Annotated in this window: 16 protein-coding genes; 13 read left to right on the forward strand and 3 right to left on the reverse strand. The window is 37.0% G+C overall.

Annotated elements, in window-relative coordinates; all coding sequences use genetic code 11:
• Positions 1–484: 484 nt before the first annotated feature.
• The 11 genes from LC605_RS17800 to LC605_RS17850 all read left to right on the forward strand — a co-directional run bounded on the left by LC605_RS17800 (position 485) and on the right by LC605_RS17850 (position 14,617).
• Positions 485–2,689, forward strand: a complete 2,205-nt coding sequence (locus LC605_RS17800; protein ID WP_229548845.1) for a polysaccharide biosynthesis tyrosine autokinase — start codon at positions 485–487, stop codon at positions 2,687–2,689.
• Between the two features lie 64 nt (positions 2,690–2,753).
• Positions 2,754–3,830: a glycosyltransferase family 2 protein gene (locus LC605_RS17805; protein ID WP_229548846.1), complete on the forward strand. Its 1,077-nt coding sequence runs from the start codon at positions 2,754–2,756 to the stop codon at positions 3,828–3,830.
• Positions 3,820–5,142, forward strand: a complete 1,323-nt coding sequence (locus LC605_RS17810) for a flippase (protein ID WP_229548847.1) — start codon at positions 3,820–3,822, stop codon at positions 5,140–5,142. Before LC605_RS17805 ends, LC605_RS17810 begins: the two co-directional genes overlap by 11 nt.
• Before the next feature lie 24 nt (positions 5,143–5,166).
• A complete protein-coding gene (locus LC605_RS17815) occupies positions 5,167–6,090 on the forward strand; it encodes a glycosyltransferase family 2 protein (RefSeq protein WP_229548865.1) in 924 nt (307 codons plus the stop codon).
• Positions 6,091–6,467: 377 nt separating this feature from the next.
• Positions 6,468–7,337, forward strand: coding sequence for an O-antigen ligase (locus tag LC605_RS17820; RefSeq protein WP_229548848.1), 870 nt, complete (start codon positions 6,468–6,470; stop codon positions 7,335–7,337).
• Positions 7,338–7,517: 180 nt separating this feature from the next.
• Positions 7,518–8,453: a phytanoyl-CoA dioxygenase family protein gene (locus tag LC605_RS17825; RefSeq protein ID WP_229548849.1), complete on the forward strand. Its 936-nt coding sequence runs from the start codon at positions 7,518–7,520 to the stop codon at positions 8,451–8,453.
• A gap of 102 nt (positions 8,454–8,555) precedes the next feature.
• Positions 8,556–9,857, forward strand: a complete 1,302-nt coding sequence (locus LC605_RS17830) for a glycosyltransferase family 4 protein (protein WP_229548850.1) — start codon at positions 8,556–8,558, stop codon at positions 9,855–9,857.
• A gap of 139 nt (positions 9,858–9,996) precedes the next feature.
• On the forward strand, positions 9,997–11,013 hold the full coding sequence (locus tag LC605_RS17835; RefSeq protein WP_229548851.1) for a hypothetical protein: 1,017 nt from the start codon (positions 9,997–9,999) through the stop codon (positions 11,011–11,013).
• Positions 11,014–11,138: 125 nt separating this feature from the next.
• Positions 11,139–12,023, forward strand: coding sequence for a glycosyltransferase family 2 protein (locus LC605_RS17840; protein WP_229548852.1), 885 nt, complete (start codon positions 11,139–11,141; stop codon positions 12,021–12,023).
• A gap of 61 nt (positions 12,024–12,084) precedes the next feature.
• The gene (locus tag LC605_RS17845) at positions 12,085–13,272 is read left to right on the forward strand and encodes a glycosyltransferase family 4 protein (RefSeq protein ID WP_229548853.1); all 1,188 of its coding nucleotides are present in this window, start codon (positions 12,085–12,087) and stop codon (positions 13,270–13,272) included.
• A 493-nt stretch (positions 13,273–13,765) separates the two neighbouring features.
• Positions 13,766–14,617: a WecB/TagA/CpsF family glycosyltransferase gene (locus LC605_RS17850; protein WP_229548854.1), complete on the forward strand. Its 852-nt coding sequence runs from the start codon at positions 13,766–13,768 to the stop codon at positions 14,615–14,617.
• A 296-nt stretch (positions 14,618–14,913) separates the two neighbouring features.
• Here LC605_RS17850 and LC605_RS17855 read toward each other — a convergent pair whose 3' ends face one another.
• Positions 14,914–15,075 (reverse strand): hypothetical protein, encoded by a 162-nt coding sequence (locus LC605_RS17855; RefSeq protein WP_229548855.1) that lies wholly within the window; start codon positions 15,073–15,075, stop codon positions 14,914–14,916.
• 8 nt (positions 15,076–15,083) lie between these two features.
• On the reverse strand, positions 15,084–15,173 hold the full coding sequence (gene petN / locus LC605_RS17860) for a cytochrome b6-f complex subunit PetN (RefSeq protein WP_012408302.1): 90 nt from the start codon (positions 15,171–15,173) through the stop codon (positions 15,084–15,086).
• 149 nt (positions 15,174–15,322) lie between these two features.
• Here petN and LC605_RS17865 point away from each other — a divergent pair, with 149 nt between their 5' ends.
• Both LC605_RS17865 and LC605_RS17870 read left to right on the forward strand, forming a co-directional pair.
• Positions 15,323–15,757 carry a hypothetical protein gene (locus tag LC605_RS17865; protein ID WP_229548866.1) on the forward strand — a complete coding sequence of 145 codons (435 nt, stop codon included), beginning with the start codon at positions 15,323–15,325 and terminating at the stop codon, positions 15,755–15,757.
• Positions 15,758–16,308: 551 nt separating this feature from the next.
• Positions 16,309–16,551 (forward strand): ferredoxin-thioredoxin reductase variable chain, encoded by a 243-nt coding sequence (locus LC605_RS17870; RefSeq protein WP_306426869.1) that lies wholly within the window; start codon positions 16,309–16,311, stop codon positions 16,549–16,551.
• Positions 16,552–16,556: 5 nt separating this feature from the next.
• On the opposite strand, the gene LC605_RS17875 is transcribed toward LC605_RS17870, so the two are convergent.
• A complete protein-coding gene (locus tag LC605_RS17875; protein ID WP_229548856.1) occupies positions 16,557–16,778 on the reverse strand; it encodes a hypothetical protein in 222 nt (73 codons plus the stop codon).
• Positions 16,779–16,867 lie beyond the last annotated feature (89 nt).

Genomic DNA, 16,867 nt, shown 5'->3' on the forward strand with positions numbered 1-16,867 from the left:
GTTGTATTGCTTATAGGCTGGCATAATTGCCCTATTCATTGCCCTTAAAGAATTAATCTATCTTGTTTTTTCAAAATGAGTAAACATACAGCGAATATACTGCTATCCATAAATTCTTTGTAAAGTTATTAAAATCAGTGTTTTTACATAATACGATGTTAACTGTTAGGGTAGTAATCCATAGTTATATTCGTAATAACAAAACACTAATTAACCAAAAAAATGGAACGCCACTAAATCAAGGACAAAGTTGTGAATTATCGTGTTTTTGTTCTCAGGATAATATCAAGCAATATCAGTTCAAGTTGTCACTGGTAAAACTATTAGTTTACTTCAGATATTGAACAACCTCAGCAAAAAAGCATGAGATGACAATTAACGCAAATATGACCATTGCAAGTAGACTACAGTGCCAATGCTGGGGAAATACTGATAAAAATCTGCTGTCAAAAAATAGTCTTTTTTATAAAATTTTGTATATATTATGACGATGGAATCTTTACCCAACTTTGAAGAAGTAAATATTCACAAATACTTAGAAGTTGTTCAACGGCGTTGGCTACCTCTAGTCGGAATTTTTAGCATAGCTGTTAGCCTTGGATGCTTCTATGCATTTTCCCTAAAACCTTCATACAAGGCAGAAGGAAGTTTGATGATCAAAACAAATCGTTCTTCCTCCCTCACAGGCTTACCGGAAGATATAGGACGCCTAGAAGCTTTGAATATGAACGACAATCCACTGGAAACTCAGGTGAGAGTTATTGGATCAAATCCAGTGTTTGAGAAAACAATTAATTCCCTCAAGCTCAAAGATAGTAAAGGCAAAATACTGTCGATTCCAGACTTGGCAAAACAACTAAAAATAGAAGGAATCAAAGGCACTGATGTTGTACAACTTTCTTATAAAGGTAGTGATCCGGAACTGGCTGCCAAAATAGTCAATAAAGTAATCGACAGTTATATCGACCTAAATATTAAGGCTAATCAGAATGAAGCACTAGCAGCCAAAGAGGTTCTGGTAACGGAAGTACCCAAAGCTGAGGCAATTGTTAAAAGAGCCGAATCAAAACTGCGGCTATTTAAAGAAAAGAATAAAGTTGTTGTCTTGGAACAAGAAGCAAGCGCAGCAGTCGATACGATTTCCAAGTTAGGAAACCAAATTTCTCAAGCTTTAGCTCAACTAGATGATGTCAAAGGTCGTTTAGAACAGTTACGCAGTGAAGCTCAGGTAGATTCACAGCAAGGTGTAATCGCATCTGACTTGAGTCAAGCACCTGGGGTTCAAAAAGTGCTTATCCAACTCCAAGAAACAGAAAGCCAATTGGCACTAGAGCGGACTCGTTTTGCACCTGAACACCCTACAATTACTAACTTAGAAGAAAAAGTCGTAGCTCTTAAGAGCTTGCTAAAAGAGCGCATCGGACAAGTAGCGGGTAAAGCGCAGATAACAGAGGGAAGTTTACAGGTTGGAGAATTGCGGCAAGGACTAATTGCAGATATTACTCGCGCTCAGGCAGAACGCGTTGGTCTAGAGAGACAAATTAGCACACTCTTGCAACAGCGAGATGCTTACATCAAACGAGCAAATAATTTGCCAAGGCTAGAACAGAACCAACGAGAGCTAGAACGCAAGCTACAAGCAGCTCAAACAACTTACGAAACACTCTTAAAGAAACGCCAAGAAATTGATATTGCACAGAACCAAAAGATTCCTAATGCTCGTGTCATTTCCTATGCCTTAATCCCCGATAAAGCAGAAGGGCCTCGCAAAATCCTGTTTATTATTGGTGGAGGAGGAGTTGGTCTTTTCTTAGGTATCATTGCCGCCTTTAGTTTAGACTTGATAGACCGCTCGGTGAAGACTGTCAAAGAAGCCAAAGAAGTCTTGAGATACAGTGTTTTGGGAGTGATTCCCACACAAGCCAGAAATGCTAAAGATCATTTTTCCATAACAGGACTTGATAGAGCTATTCCCAAAATCATTGGCAGAGATATTCCTTACTTCCCTGTTGGTAACGCATACCAAATACTACAAGTGAACTTGAAGTTCCTCTGTTCTGATAAACCGCTCAAAAGCATTGTAATTACAAGTTCCGTTGCCAAAGAAGGAAAGTCTGACGTATCTGCAAATTTAGCTGTGACTATGGCTCAGGCGGGGCGTCGGGTGTTATTGGTAGATGCAGATATGCGTCATCCCATACAGCATCATATCTGGGGGCTAACAAATGCGATCGGACTAAGTAATGTCATCATTGGACAAGTTTCTTTAGATGCGGCTGTACAAGAAGTTATGCCTAACTTAGACGTTCTTAGTTCTGGAGTTTTACCTCCCAACCCAGTAGCAATGCTAGATTCTCAACGCATGGCAACATTAATTAGTAATTTTGAGAGAGATTATGATCTTGTAATTTTTGATACTCCTCCCTTATCTGGAATAGCAGATGCTGCTGTTTTAAGCACCCTCACTGACGGTATCTTATTAGTTGTTCGTCCTGGAGTGGTTGACCTTAACAGTGCAAATTCAGCTAAAGAATTTTTAACTCAGTCAGGTCAGAAGGTTTTAGGGATAGTCATCAATGGTGTGAATACTAAAAATGAACCTAATAGTTATTTTTATGACACCAAAAAACCACAAATTGAACAAGATTTAGTATCTAGCAGCTTAACAAAATTTTCTAAAGAGCGTTAACTTCTCGGATAAATTTGTCCAAACAATCTTCTGTTTATTTTATTATCTGCTCAGGCCTTTTTGTATGGATGAAAATCAGATCAAAACATCTTGTTTAATTAATAATTACAACTACGCACGATTTCTCTCAGACGCCATTGATAGTGTTTTAAATCAAACGGTAAAATTTGATGAAATTATTATTGTTGATGACGCATCCACAGATAATTCTGCGGAAGTAATCAATAATTTTACTCAATTAGCTAATGTGAAATCTATCTTTAAACCAAAAAATCAAGGACAATTATCATCCTTTAACGAAGGGTTTTTAGCTGCAAGTGGGGACATTATATTTTTTTTAGATGCCGATGATATTTATGAAATTCAATATCTAGAAACCGCCTTAAATTTTTATAGGAAATGTAGTGAATGTGATTTTCTCTTTTGTGCGTATAAAAAATTTGGAGCAGAAGAAGGAATATTCCAAAGTCATGCAGTTGATTTAGATTTGGGTTATTCAGTAATCAGAACTTTATATAATGGTGAATGGATTGGCTCCATAACTTCAACATTATCAATACGTAGAGAAATAATCAGAAAAGTTTTACCTATTCCATATATAGAAGATTGGTCTGTAAGGGCTGATGACTGTCTAGTATGGGGAGCTTCTTTAGTAGGGGCGAAAAAGTTTTATATATCTAAACTTTTAGTCAGATATAGAATACATCAAAATAATCAATATTATAATAAATTTTTAGACATAGACAACAACTATGAATACAAGAGATTTTGGAAACGCAATTCCCTATTTAATTACATTTTGCAAAAAAATAATTTGAGTTCACCCTTGTTCTTGGCTTTCACATCTCTCAATGAGTTAAAAACAATCCCATATCCAAAATATGAAGATTTTATTTCATATTTGAAAATTATATTTTTGTTTGAGCAGAATTTATTTTGGAAAATCAAGGGCATGATTTTATTAATTAGCTATTTATTGAAAACTTTTATAATTGGTAAATTTAAAATATTGCCGACGATAAATAATGTAATCTGTAAGATAAATATAGTTAACTTGTTATCTATGAAACTAAAAAAATACATAATCTTGATGGCGATACAGAATGTCACATTATTAATTCTTAAAAATAATGTTAAGTAAATTAAAAATTAAACATTTATCAAAATTTAAATCTCGATCTGGACTGCGTGCAATTATTACCAATACAGGTTGGTTGTTTGCTGACCGTATTTTACGTATGGGTGCAAGCTTGGTCGTAGGAGTATGGGTAGCACGCTACTTAGGAGTACAGCAGTATGGTCTCTTTAACTATGCTTTAGCTTTTGTTAGCTTGTTTAGCCCAATTTTTACTCTAGGACTGGACGAGATAGTAGTTCGCCATATTGTCCGTCAATCATCAAACAAAGAGGAAATTTTAGGAACTACTTTTTGGCTAAAATTCTTGGGTGGAATTGCTTCTGTCTTATTGGTAGTTAGCACTATGTTTTTCTTAGGTGAGCATGAAACACTGAAGATATGGCTAGTTGCAATATTAGCAATGGCAGGAATTTTTAGGGCGGCTGATACTATTGAAGTATGGTTTCAATCACAGGTGCAGTCAAAATACACTGTGATCGCTAAAAACATAGCATTTCTGCTAAATAGTACCATCAAAATCGCACTAATTTTAACAAAAGCACCATTGTTAGCTTTTGCTTGGGTAACATTAGCAGAATTTGCGATGAGTGCAATTGGCTTGCTAATTGTTTACCAAGTCAAAGGGTCTTCGTTGTGGTTATGGCGTTGGAGTTTTTCTGCTGCTAGAACTCTTCTGAAAGAGAGTTTACCTCTAATTTTTTCGGGGTTTGCTATCCTGATCTATATGAAAATAGATCAGGTGATGTTAGGTCAAATGATCGGAAATACTGAGGTTGGAATTTATTCTGCTGCTGTCCGTGTTTCTGAAATTTGGTATTTTATTCCCGGGGCTATTGTTTCTTCTGTTGCTCCTTCAATTTACTCAGCTAAAGAGAAATCAGAAAGTCTTTACTATCAGCGAATAGGACAATTACTAAGTCTAATGACATGTATATCTTTTGCAATTGCTCTTCCAATGACATTCTTATCTGACAAGATAATTATGGTGATGTTTGGAAGTGGATATGCACAAGCAGGAACAATATTAGCCGTTCATATTTGGACTTCTTTGTTTGTCTTTATGGGTCTTGCAACATCACCTTGGTTTATCGCTGAAGGTTTGAACAACGTTTCTTTAGGGAAGACTTTATTTGGGGCAATACTGAATATTATTCTCAATTTATTACTGATTCCTAAATATGCGGGACTTGGGGCTGCGATCGCAACAATCATATCTCAAGCTGCCGCTACTTTTCTATGTAACGCCTTTGATCCAAGAACACAAAAAATATTTAAGATTCAGGTGCGATCGCTCTTTCAATTTTACAAATATTGATTTTTATTGTTTAACCTTTTTATGATACAAACACCAATAACTTTTATTATCTTCAAACGTCCACAAACAACAGAGAAAGTTTTTGATGCTATTCGTCAAGCCAAGCCAAAAAAACTTTTTGTAATTGCAGATGGGCCCCGCACTGACCGCGAAAGTGAGGTAGAAAAGTGTGAAGCAACTCGGGCAATTATTGAGAAAGTTGATTGGGACTGCGAAGTTATCAAGAATTATTCTAATATCAACTTAGGTTGTGCAAAACGAGTGTCTAGTGGTTTAGATTGGGTATTTAATAATGTTGAAGAGACAATTATTTTAGAAGATGATTGTATCCCTCATCCCAGTTTTTTCCGATTTAGTGAAGAACTGCTAGAAAAATATAGAAACGATACCAGAATTGCCACAATCTCTGCTCAAAATCTTCAATTGGGACGAAAACGTACAAATTACAGTTACTATTTTTCTCGTTATAACCACTGCTGGGGTTGGGCAAGTTGGAGACGTGCTTGGCAACATTATGATTTGACTATCAGACTCTGGAAAGAGGCACAAGCAGAAAACTTTTTGCATAACATTCTTATAGACCCGAAAGCAGTAAATTCTTGGCAACGAATATTTCAGTCTGTTTATGACAATCCTACAGGTATAACTTGGGATTACCAATGGACATTCGCTTGCTGGATACAGGGTAGCTTAAGCATTATTCCCAATGTCAATTTAATTTCTAATGTTGGTGTTGGTGCAGATGCAACTCATTTCACTTCCAATCAAGAATTTTCGTTTATTAATATGTCGATGCAAGCAATGGAATTTCCCTTAAAGCACCCACCATTTATTGTTAGGAATGTAGAGGCAGATAATCTGACGCAGAAAGTAGTCTATCAAGCAAATTTACTGGATATTTTTAAAGAGGAAGTAAAGAAAAGATTGAACTTACCAATAATAAATTAATAGTGATTATAGTAGTAATTTAATAGAGAAATTAAATTTCAGCAATGAAGGTAAAACTAACAGAAAAAATATTAACTATCTTGCTATTACTCATTGCTGTAGGAGCTTTAACAATACATCCTGCGCAAGAAGTTTCCATGTCTACCCTTGGAGGCGATAAGCTAGATACTTTGTTCAATATAGTTTCATATTTAATCCTATTTTATTTCCTAATTTTATATTGGAAAGGTTTTATTTATGTAACTACCAGAAGTCCGCTACATTTTTTTTTACTAGCAATAGTTATATTTTCTCTCTTGTGGTCAGAAGACCTAAGTTCTAGTCTTACGTATCTAAGAGGTCTAATCCGAATATATTTTCTTGCAATCTATTTGGCAATGCGTTATTCCCTTAGGGAACAAATCAGGCTAATAGCTTGGGCGCTTGGTGTAGCTGCATTATTATCTATGCTATTTTCTGCATTCATCCCAGGTTATATTCACCAATCGCCTGAATTAGTAAATATGTGGAGCGGAATTTATGGTCATAAAAATGAATTAGGTTACATGATGGCTTGGAGTGCAGGAGTTTTTTTCCACCTTGCTCTTAGTAGTTATGGATATCGCTGGTTGATGTGGGCACTATGTGGGATATCTCTATGTCTAATTATCCTCTCACGTTCAACAACATCTTTAACGATATTGTTGACAATGATATTACTTTTACCTTTATACAAATGTCTGAAACAAACTAATTATAAATTACAAGTGATTATGATGACTTCAGCTTTAATGCTGCTAATTGTATCTTCAGTATTACTTCTTAATAATGCCGAAATTGTAGTTGGTACTTCCGGTAAAGACCTTACTTTTAATGGCCGGTCTGATCTCTGGGAGCTAGTAGTTTCTAAGATTTTGGAAAGACCTTGGCTAGGTTATGGATTTTCGGGATTTTGGACTAGTAATGCAGCATCTAATCTAAGAGCTACTTATGATTGGGCAAGTAATGCTCATAATGGGTTTTTAGAACTATTGTTAGAATTAGGATTATTAGGGTTTTTGACTTTTGTAGCAGGGTTTGTCCGGTTCTTTGTAATGGCATTGAATCGAATTATTTCTGTCGCCAAAAAACCGGAAGATTATTGGCCAATGCAGATACTAGTTATTATTGTCATAGTAAATTTCTCGGAAGCCCGATTATTAACTCCTAGTTGGAATTGGCTAATGTATCTCACAACTTCGTTATCTTTAACTCTTAGTTGTGAGTAACTAGGTCGGCGCAATTAAAGATAACTGGCTAAGGCTGTCATTTGTCCTTTGTCATTGGTCATTAGTAAAGGTTTTAAGGCTATTTATGTTTCGTAATATACTTTGATTTTTTCGCACCAATTTACTTAAATAGCTTTCCGAAATAGTTTCATGTTTAAATAATTCTTAGGAGAAAAAATCATGTTACAATCTTTTTTATCTCATGAAAGCCAAGAGATTAAGAATTACTATAAAGAGAATGGTTATGTAGTTGTAAAAAATGCCATTTCTTCAAATAAAATTACAGACTTTATTGAGAAATATGAGGCTTTTAAAGGAGCAAAAAGCTATTATTTTCGCTCTCAAGATACTAATAGACCAGAAAAACTTTTCATCAATGAAGAAGGATTTATAGAGCGTTCTATTCTTAATCCAATAGAACTAGTATTCCAAAAAGATTTTTGTCAATCTGCATCAAGTATTATTTGCTCAGACTCGGTTTCTCAGGTATTGAGAACACTTACAGATAAACAAAAACATATTGTATGGCAAACAATGTTCTTTGATAAATCTACTGGCACTGTAGCTCACCAGGATCATTACTATTTAGACAGTGATCCTGCTGGTAATCTAGTTGCATGTTGGTATGCACTTGAAGATATCCAAGAAGATGCAGGTGCTTTTTTTGTAATTCCTAAAACCCACAAGGGTTCTGTAATTTCTAGAAATACTGATGTTCCACTGTTTAGTGATCATGAAGAATATGCCCAAAACATTCAAAATCTAATAAAAGAACAGAGTTACCAACCACAGAGTATGTTGCTGGAAAAAGGTTCGGTTCTGTTCTGGCATCCTTATTTAATTCATGGTGCTTTTCAAAATGTCAATCCGAAGCATTCCAGAAAATCTTTTACTGCTCACTTTTTACCATTCGGCTATGGCCGATTAGGAATTTCTAAAGTTAAACCCACCGTCGCTTCAATTAATCCAGATATCCTTTTTTGGAAAAAAACCTTGTTTCATCACGCAGAAGCCAGTGTCAGACATTGGCGTTATTGGCTTCAGGTTAATTTAAGGCCAAAGTCCCAGCGTCCTTACTTGGAAATGCGTTCAACAGAATATTCAGAGCTTAAGTAGTTATTAACTATTACTTGATCTGGTGCAGGTTCTAGTGTGCGGTGAAGCCATAACAGCATCAGAGACTAAACTATTCACGAGAATACAAAAAACTTTGTAGCAATGAATGTTCTACTGATTAATACATCTGATATCAATGGTGGTGCAGCTCGTGCTACCTATAGGTTACATCAAGGGTTAAGACATATCGGTGTCAACTCACAAATGCTGGTGCAAGAGAAAATTACTAATGACAAAACAGTACTTGCACCCGAAATTAGACTATTTCAAGGCATCGCGCGAGCAAAACTGACATTTGAAGCTTTACCATTAAAGCTTTATCCAAAGCGCACTAATGGCTCGTTTTCTGTTCAATGGTTGCCAGATACTGTTGGTTCTAAAGTTGTAAGAATTGCTCCCGATATCATCCATCTACATTGGATTCGGGCCGGATTTATGCAGATAGAAACAGTTACCAAGCTGAAGCAACCTTTAGTTTGGACTCTTCATGATATGGGAGACTTTACTGGAGGATGTCATGTAGCTGGTGAGTGCGATCGCTACAAAGTATCATGTGGGGCTTGTCCTCAACTCAATAGTGCTAATGAATGGGATTTATCCCGTTGGGTATGGGAACGCAAAGTAAAAGCTTGGAAAAATTTAAATTTAACTCTGGTTTCACCAAGTTCTTGGTTAGCGCAGTGCGCTCGTTCTAGTTCTTTGTTCCAGAACTTCCGAATCGAGGTAATTCCCCACGGACTAGATACTCAAAAATATCAGCCGATTAATCAACATTTTGCACGAGAAGCACTGAATTTACCCCAAGATAAGAAGCTGATCGTCTTTGGAGCGATCGAAGCAACAAGCGATCGAAATAAAGGATTTTATTTGTTGCAGCCAGCTTTACAAGAATTGAGTAAATCTGGCTGGAAGGATGACTTGGAAGTTGTGATTTTTGGAGCATCTCAACCCGAAAATCCACCTGATTTGGGCTTCAAAACGAACTATTTAGGACACTTACACGATGATATATCTTTAGCAACTGTTTACTCAGCAGCTGATGTAATGCTTGTACCTTCTCTTCAAGAATCTTTTGGACAGACAGCTTCTGAATCACTCGCTTGTGGTACTCCAGTTGTGGCGTTTAATTCTACTGGCTTAAAAGATATTGTTGATCATCAGCAGAACGGCTATTTGGCTAAACCTTATGAAGTCGAGGATTTTGCCAAAGGAATTACCTGGGTACTTGAAAATGAAGAGAGGCTGCAAAAGCTGTCATTCTATGCTCGCAAGAAAGCCGAACAAGAATTCACTGTGGAGCTTCAAGCACGTCGTTATTCAGCTTTGTTTCAGGAAATATTGATGATAAATAAGTCTTCCTCTATCGCTCCTTTTTTGGACTTTAATAATAAACTCGTCTTATAGACTGTGTTATTTAGAATAACTGGGTTTTCAGGTTTTAAAGCTTCTGATAAAACCTGAATTTTCATACCACAGCATAGGGGAGCGGTAGAACCATAAATCTTCATTCAGTAATTAACTTAGTAAACAAATACTTCATAGTATGTCAATACCTATAGCATTTATAATTTGTACAGAACCTGGTCGTTTAGAAGGTCAATCTTTAATGCTTGCAGAAAGTATTCGTAAATTCTGCGGCAAATTGAGAGACACACCTATATATAGTTTTCATCCTAGAGTAGGTGAACCAATATCAAAGCAAACCCAACAGGCATTTGAAGCCTTGCAGGTGACTCATCAACAAGTTTCTATAAATCGAGAATTTCATGAATATTATTTAGCCAATAAACCCTTAGTTTGTGCCTATGCAGAACAAAATATTGATGCAGAAATATTAGTTTTCTTAGATAGTGACAAATGCTTTTTTTCTGAACCAACAGAATTGTTATTGCCAAGAAGTTGTAACGTTCGCATACGTCCTGAGTACGGTCAAGGAATTGGTTCTACGGGTCTGCAAGATCCTCAAGAATGGTACTGGCAAAAACTATATGAAGTGCTGGGGGTAAAGGGTGAGGTATTTGTTGATACACCAATTGGTAATAGAAGAATCCGAGCTTACTGGAATTCTGGTTTGGTTGCTGTAAGAGGAAGTGCAGGTATATTTAGAACTTGGAAAGAGAACTTTGAAAAAGTAATGCGTCTGGATATTACTCCTCCCCAGGGTATTTATTTTGTTGAGCAATCTGTTTTGTCTGTAACTTTATGTGCCTTGGAAGAAAACGTCGAACATCTTCCTCCTAATTATAGTTATCCATTACCTTTACATAACCGTTTATCGACAGAACTACAAATTAAACATTGGGATGATATTATATCCATTCATTACTTCAATTTGTTTTTCTATAACGATTGGAATGGACAAATCAAAAGATTGAAGCAAATCAATATTAATTCAGATAAATATCGATGGTTATGTCAAGAGGTTGTCAGACTTAATATGCCTCGCGTATCAGTTTGGCATCGACATATGTTGGTGGTCAGGAGACTGGAGCAAAAACTAAAAAAATTTAGTTTAGATATTAATTTCACTGGCTGGATAGAAAAGATGGTTAAATTCTAAACTAATCTAAAAATATATCTAAGGTATAAATTAGATCTTCGGATTATGAAGGTAAATCTGTAAAAATATTGTAAGACTTTATTAGTTGTACTAATTTTTTGTAGATATTATATGAGGAAAATGAGATGAAGCAAGCAAATCTAGCCGTAATTATGACCTGCTACAACAGGCGGAATACAACTCTTACCTGTCTACAAGCTTTATATCAGCAAAAAAATCATTGTGATGTTTATTTAACTGATGACGGTAGCTCTGATGGGACTACAGAAGCTATCAAAACAGAATATCCAGAGGTACAAATTCTTCAAGGTAATGGCAATTTATTTTGGGTAGGAGGAATGCATCTCGCCTTTGGTGAAGCCATAAAAAATCAATATAGTTATTATTTGTGGTTGAATGATGACACATTTTTGGAAGCCAATGCTGTCGATAAATTATTACAGATTCACCAAAATTTGGCTGAACAAGGTTATCCAGACTCAATTGTAGTTGGTTCAACTAAAGACTCAATTACAGGAAGAGCAACCTATGGAGGAGCAGTAAAATCCAAAAAGTGGTATTCTAACAAGTTTGAATTTTTAGAACCAAGTTCTGTTATCCAAAATTGTGATGCTATGTATGGCAACTGCGTGCTAATTCCTAAAAGTGTTGCTGCAAAAGTTGGCAATATTGATACAGCTTTCGTTCACAGTTTAGGAGATTTAGATTATGCCCTCAGAGCGCGTAAATTAGGTTGTCAAATATGGGTAGCCCCTGGATATATTGGTACTTGTACTAAAAATTCTATCCGCAATAGTTGGGCAGATACCAATTTAAACATATTAGAACGCTTGAAAAAAATACTGAACATTAAAGGATTTCCATTAAAATCCTGGACTATATTTTGTAGCAGACACTCTGGAAAATTCTGGATATTTTACTGGTTTTTACCCTATATCAGAGCAATTATTGGTTACAAGGATTTGGCGACTTCTCCCACCTTTTCTGAGGATATCAATCAAACTAACTGAAAATTTTAATACTTGCACTGATTTCAAATTATTAAATCTTCAAATAATCAGTAATCCTTTTATGGGTAAACGCTTACTAATTGTCTCAACCCTCGATTCCAGTCAACCATTCGGTGCATTTACTAGGCCTTTTTATTTAGGACAATATCTTACGGAATATTTTGATGTTTTTCAGCTAGGATTAGATTGTTTATCTGTCAATTATGCACCTTCTATTTCGATTGGTTCAAGAAGCTTGAATTCATATATTCAAGCTATAAAAAAGTGCATCGACGAGTTTTGCCCAGATATTGTGTATGCTCAAGAAACACTACCTGGATTGGCTGCTTTCATTGTACTAAAGCTTCAAAAATACAGTAATTCCTCTCTCATATTAGATTTTCATACATTTTCGCCGTATGAATACTGGATGCGATTGTTTTCAGTTGCCAACCCTTTCAAAGAGTTTACACAATGTGTTAAGACATATATTGCTCAGGGAATTTTGATATTCTCTGGTAGTCCAATTATTGCCGCAGGTGAATCAATTCCTAAACTAATTTCACAGTGGTATGGTAAAATTCCACAGCAAATTTATTGCGTCGGCAATGGAGTGAATGAAGATTTAGTCAATACTGAATGTTTTCCGGATAAAGACCCTTATCAAGCATTCAGACCAGCTAAAATAGTCGTTATTATTGCTCCCAGAACATTTCAATTTCCAACTAATGATATGTCTGTATCAATGGCTATTGAGGTTGCTAAATCTATTGAAAATTATCAAAAAGAAGTACATTTTGTTGTCATTGGTAGGGATAGTAGTGATATTTTAGAAGCAATACCTTCTAATATTTCTTTTTTAGGCTTTTTCTCTAAAAGAGAAGATTTTATTGCCCATCTTAAATATGCAGACATTGCTTTACTGCCATTCTCAAAACAAGCAGTAGCAGGTGGCGCTCGCAATAAAGCATTAGATTATTTCGCTAGTAGAAAGTTAGTTATATCAACACCGGAAGGCTTGCGAGGTTTAGAAGAATTTCGCCACTTAGAACATCTTTTAGTAACAGGATACTCTAGGGAAGAAGTCGCTAATACAGTGCTTGAGGCTGCTTCAAATATTGATAAATATCAATCACTTGTAGATACAGCATATAGCTTAATTACAGAAAAATATTCCTGGAATGCAAGAGCGCACAATATTGCGCAAATCATGATGAAATTCAGAAGGCAGAAGGAAGAAGGAACCCACTCTTTAAAGGGTGTGAGTTGATACTCTACTTGGGATGTATCTCAGAGGGTGACACGCTGTGCGATCGCCCTTGGCGTCTCCCCTTCGAGGCTAGGAACTGTTTGTCAACTCGAAGATACCTCCCTAAACACTCTTGAAAAGGCTGTGTGTAAGTAGAGCGACGCAAATAAAGCTAACTGGCTAAGTACAGATGCAGCATAAAATCGTGGCCAATTGAGGGTTGAAATTTAAACGCAAAGGAACGCACAGAGGTAAACGCATAGGCGCTTCGCCTTCCCGTAGGGTAGGGGCGCAGAGAATTCGCTACGAATTAATGAAATGTTGTACTAAGGCTGTCACTTGTTATTTGTCCTTCGTCATTTATAAGGCAATACGGTTCACAAAAGGGCTGAAACTCTTTTTTTTTACGAACCACAGAGGCGCAGAGAACACAGAGAGAAGAGAGAATGACATACTTGTAATTTTTTTCAACCACTGATTTAACATCTCATAATTCTCAAGAGAAAAACAAAAGATGAAAAAACGATTTTCTTATAAGCTTCTTGGTGTTCAAGTCGATGCACTCTCTATCCCCGACTTAAATTTCTTGATTGAAGAATCTATTGATAAGAATGAGAAATGGATTATTGCTAATCACAATTTACATAGTCTTTATCTTTTTCATAATGATTTAAAAATGCAAGCTTTTTATGCCAAGGCAGAATATACCCATATTGATGGTATGCCTCTAGTGTTAATTGGAAAGCTGTTGGGTTTTCCAATTAAACGAGAACAAAGAGTAACCTATGCTGACTGGGTATGGCCTCTGATGGCGGAAGCTGCTAATAAGGGCTGGCGTGTATTCTATTTAGGTTCAAAGCCAGGAGTTGCTGAAAAAGGAGCAAGTATTTTGTGCCAAAGATTTCCTGGTTTAAAGATTGCTTGCGCTCATGGCTACATTGATATGGATAAAGATAGTCCAGAAAATCTCGCTATTCTGGCTGAAATTAATGCTTACAAACCCCATGTATTAATGGTGGGGATGGGTATGCCACGCCAAGAGTATTGGATTTTTGACAATTTTGAACATATTCATACCAACACTATTTTGACTAGTGGAGCCTGTATGGATTATATAGCAGGAGCAATACCTACTCCTCCTCGCTGGATGGGAAAGGTGGGCTTGGAATGGTTGTATCGGTTTTTGTCTGAACCGAAAAGACTTTGGAGACGTTACTTACTTGAGCCTTGGTTTCTAAGCACATTATTTTTACGAGAAATTTTGAGTATCTCAAGCCAAAAAAATAAAAATAGAATGCTGCTATTCCTAAGTAAGAGATTTCACAAGTTCATAGCATTATCGCGTTTCTCAAAGCGTTCCCAGTAGGTCGCTCAATTGATGACGAATGTATGAAATGCTGTAAGTAGGTTGGCGCAATTAAAGTTAACTGGCTAAGGCTGTCATTTGTCCTTTGTCATTGGTCATTAGTAAAGGTTTTAAGCTTATTTACGTTTCCTAACATACTTGACTTTTTTCGCGCCAGCGTACTTACTAGTTTCTCTATATCAGTAACTGGTGGCGATCGCCACCAGTGGGGCGCTTTCAAGAAACACTAATAAAAAATAGTGTCGGGACACGATAATATCGTGTCCCGACAAAAACATTTTTCAACCGCAAAGGAATTACCGCCGCTTAGGAGTGGCGCTACGGGTGGTGCGTTTCTCTTCATCTTGGCGACGGCGATCGCGCCAATCTGCCAGGGTCAAATAACCAATACCACCAGTCACTACTACCAGCAGTACTACAGCAACTAAAGCCAAAATACTCAAGAATGGACTTTCCACGATGCCTCTTATAGTCCGTTACGTCCCCAGACTACCATTGCAATTGACCAAGTGAACACAACTAACAGGGATACCCAACCTAGTGTCAAAATCTCCATAGTCCCAGTTTTCAAATAATTACAAAAGGTTTCTAATATTTATCATACAGGGATTGGGCGGTTGATCCTTCAACAGCGTTAGCGCGATCGCTGCACTATTAAATTTCACCCAAGGACGCAAAGTGAACGAAACTTCAGATATTCAATTGATGGCAGAACGCCTAGAATCCCTGAAAGCTGCAATAATTGGGGGTTTATCTCTGTGTTTCACTTTTGTGATTGCCAGTCTTCTGAATACTTTAGTACTGGCAAAGTATTTTCAGACACTCGCAAGTCTGCAAAGTGATGTTAATTGGCATTGGTGGCTGAGTGGTGCAATTGCAACTTTTATTGGTTTGCTATTTGGTGTCACTTACCGCTATATTATCCGCTCAAATCAAAATCCTCAACTCAAAGCTGGTGGTGTGCTGGCCTTTGGCTTGGTGCGCGGATTAACTCAGATAGAACTTGGGTGGAATTCAGATAGCACAATTTTGCCTTTTTTGGTGTTGGCTTTTGAAAGTGTATTGTGGTTTGGAATCGCTGCGATCGCTCTTAATATCGCTATTCAACTCCGTTGGGTTAAACCTTTTTCGTCGGTCTAATCTAAATCCCCTTTCCCTAAGAAGGCTGTAAGCATTGCCCGATTTTTTAGGTAGGTGTAGCTCTTAGGGGGAGTGGACTGACCAAGTAATTGATTGATTACCGATCCAACGCAAGCTCATGATTAAGGCGGCAAACCTGCTGTTTCCTGAATTGGATAAAATTTCTTGACTTAAAGTTTCAGTTACCCTGAAGATAAAAGGGTTAGATATATCGTCAAAGTACTAAACACATCTGATGTCGGCTTATTTCCTTTCATTTCCCTGTTTTTGGGGTAAAGACAAAGGGCAAGGGCGATAGTTATTTAACGCTGCAAAAAACTTAAAAAAGTACGCACGGATTGCTAAAACGTGCGGCAGTCGCTAGAACGGGGAGGAGTTCGTTGGGCAGTTGTGCCGACTTCCCTCTGGGGAAGCAAGCTACGCGCAGCGACGACCACAGGAGAAGGAACTGCCGTGGCAACCCCCCGATGAAGCGTCAAAAAATAGCTGATTAAATCAAATTTAAAGCGATTTAATCATATATTTTGTAGCAGATACTTGTGGAAAAGCAAATGCTAGGTGTAAATGTTGTTATGAAAGTTGGCGATCGCGTCCGCGTTAAAGATTCGGTAGTAGTGTATCATCATCCTGAACATCGCAATCAGCCTTTTGACATCAAAGGCATAGAAGGCGATGTAATAGGTATTGCCACCCAATGGCAAGGCAGACCCGTAAGCGCTAATCTACCAGTTGTAGTCCAGTTTACTAAAAAGTTTAAAGCACATTTACGTGAAAATGAGTTAGAAGTCATATAAATCACTTATCGGCGGCGAAGCCACTGGAAAATATTCAGTTCGCCGCGCATTCTTTTAAGCTCTTGGCGGTTTTGTTCTGCGGTTGTATGATACCATTCACAATAACGTTGAAACTCTGACCGTGACCGAACTTCGTGGTAGAACTGATGGGTTGTTTGGTAAGCGGCAAAAGCTTCCTCAACTTGGGGTTGAGGGGATGTAATAATATAGGGTAAATTTTTAGACATAAAGTTAAAAGTAGGGAGTGGGGAGAGACGCGATTAATTGCGTACTGAGTGGAGAGTTTTGAGTTCAGCCAATTACCATACTTCCTAAT

The organism is Nostoc sp. CHAB 5836, assembly GCF_020829445.1.
Taxonomy (GTDB): domain Bacteria; phylum Cyanobacteriota; class Cyanobacteriia; order Cyanobacteriales; family Nostocaceae; genus Nostoc.

What these genes read in the sequence shown, in the direction of transcription:
- LC605_RS17830 (WP_229548850.1), top strand. Translation starts at nt 8,556, where the DNA reads ATGAATGTTCTACTGATTAATACATCTGATATCAATGGTGGTGCAGCT.
- LC605_RS17875 (WP_229548856.1), bottom strand. Translation starts at nt 16,778, where the DNA reads ATGTCTAAAAATTTACCCTATATTATTACATCCCCTCAACCCCAAGTT.
- LC605_RS17835 (WP_229548851.1), top strand. Translation starts at nt 9,997, where the DNA reads ATGTCAATACCTATAGCATTTATAATTTGTACAGAACCTGGTCGTTTA.
- LC605_RS17825 (WP_229548849.1), top strand. Translation starts at nt 7,518, where the DNA reads ATGTTACAATCTTTTTTATCTCATGAAAGCCAAGAGATTAAGAATTAC.
- LC605_RS17845 (WP_229548853.1), top strand. Translation starts at nt 12,085, where the DNA reads ATGGGTAAACGCTTACTAATTGTCTCAACCCTCGATTCCAGTCAACCA.
- LC605_RS17840 (WP_229548852.1), top strand. Translation starts at nt 11,139, where the DNA reads ATGAAGCAAGCAAATCTAGCCGTAATTATGACCTGCTACAACAGGCGG.
- LC605_RS17805 (WP_229548846.1), top strand. Translation starts at nt 2,754, where the DNA reads ATGGATGAAAATCAGATCAAAACATCTTGTTTAATTAATAATTACAAC.
- LC605_RS17865 (WP_229548866.1), top strand. Translation starts at nt 15,323, where the DNA reads ATGGCAGAACGCCTAGAATCCCTGAAAGCTGCAATAATTGGGGGTTTA.
- LC605_RS17810 (WP_229548847.1), top strand. Translation starts at nt 3,820, where the DNA reads ATGTTAAGTAAATTAAAAATTAAACATTTATCAAAATTTAAATCTCGA.
- LC605_RS17820 (WP_229548848.1), top strand. Translation starts at nt 6,468, where the DNA reads ATGCGTTATTCCCTTAGGGAACAAATCAGGCTAATAGCTTGGGCGCTT.
- petN (WP_012408302.1), bottom strand. Translation starts at nt 15,173, where the DNA reads ATGGAGATTTTGACACTAGGTTGGGTATCCCTGTTAGTTGTGTTCACT.
- LC605_RS17870 (WP_306426869.1), top strand. Translation starts at nt 16,309, where the DNA reads ATGCTAGGTGTAAATGTTGTTATGAAAGTTGGCGATCGCGTCCGCGTT.
- LC605_RS17850 (WP_229548854.1), top strand. Translation starts at nt 13,766, where the DNA reads ATGAAAAAACGATTTTCTTATAAGCTTCTTGGTGTTCAAGTCGATGCA.
- LC605_RS17800 (WP_229548845.1), top strand. Translation starts at nt 485, where the DNA reads ATGACGATGGAATCTTTACCCAACTTTGAAGAAGTAAATATTCACAAA.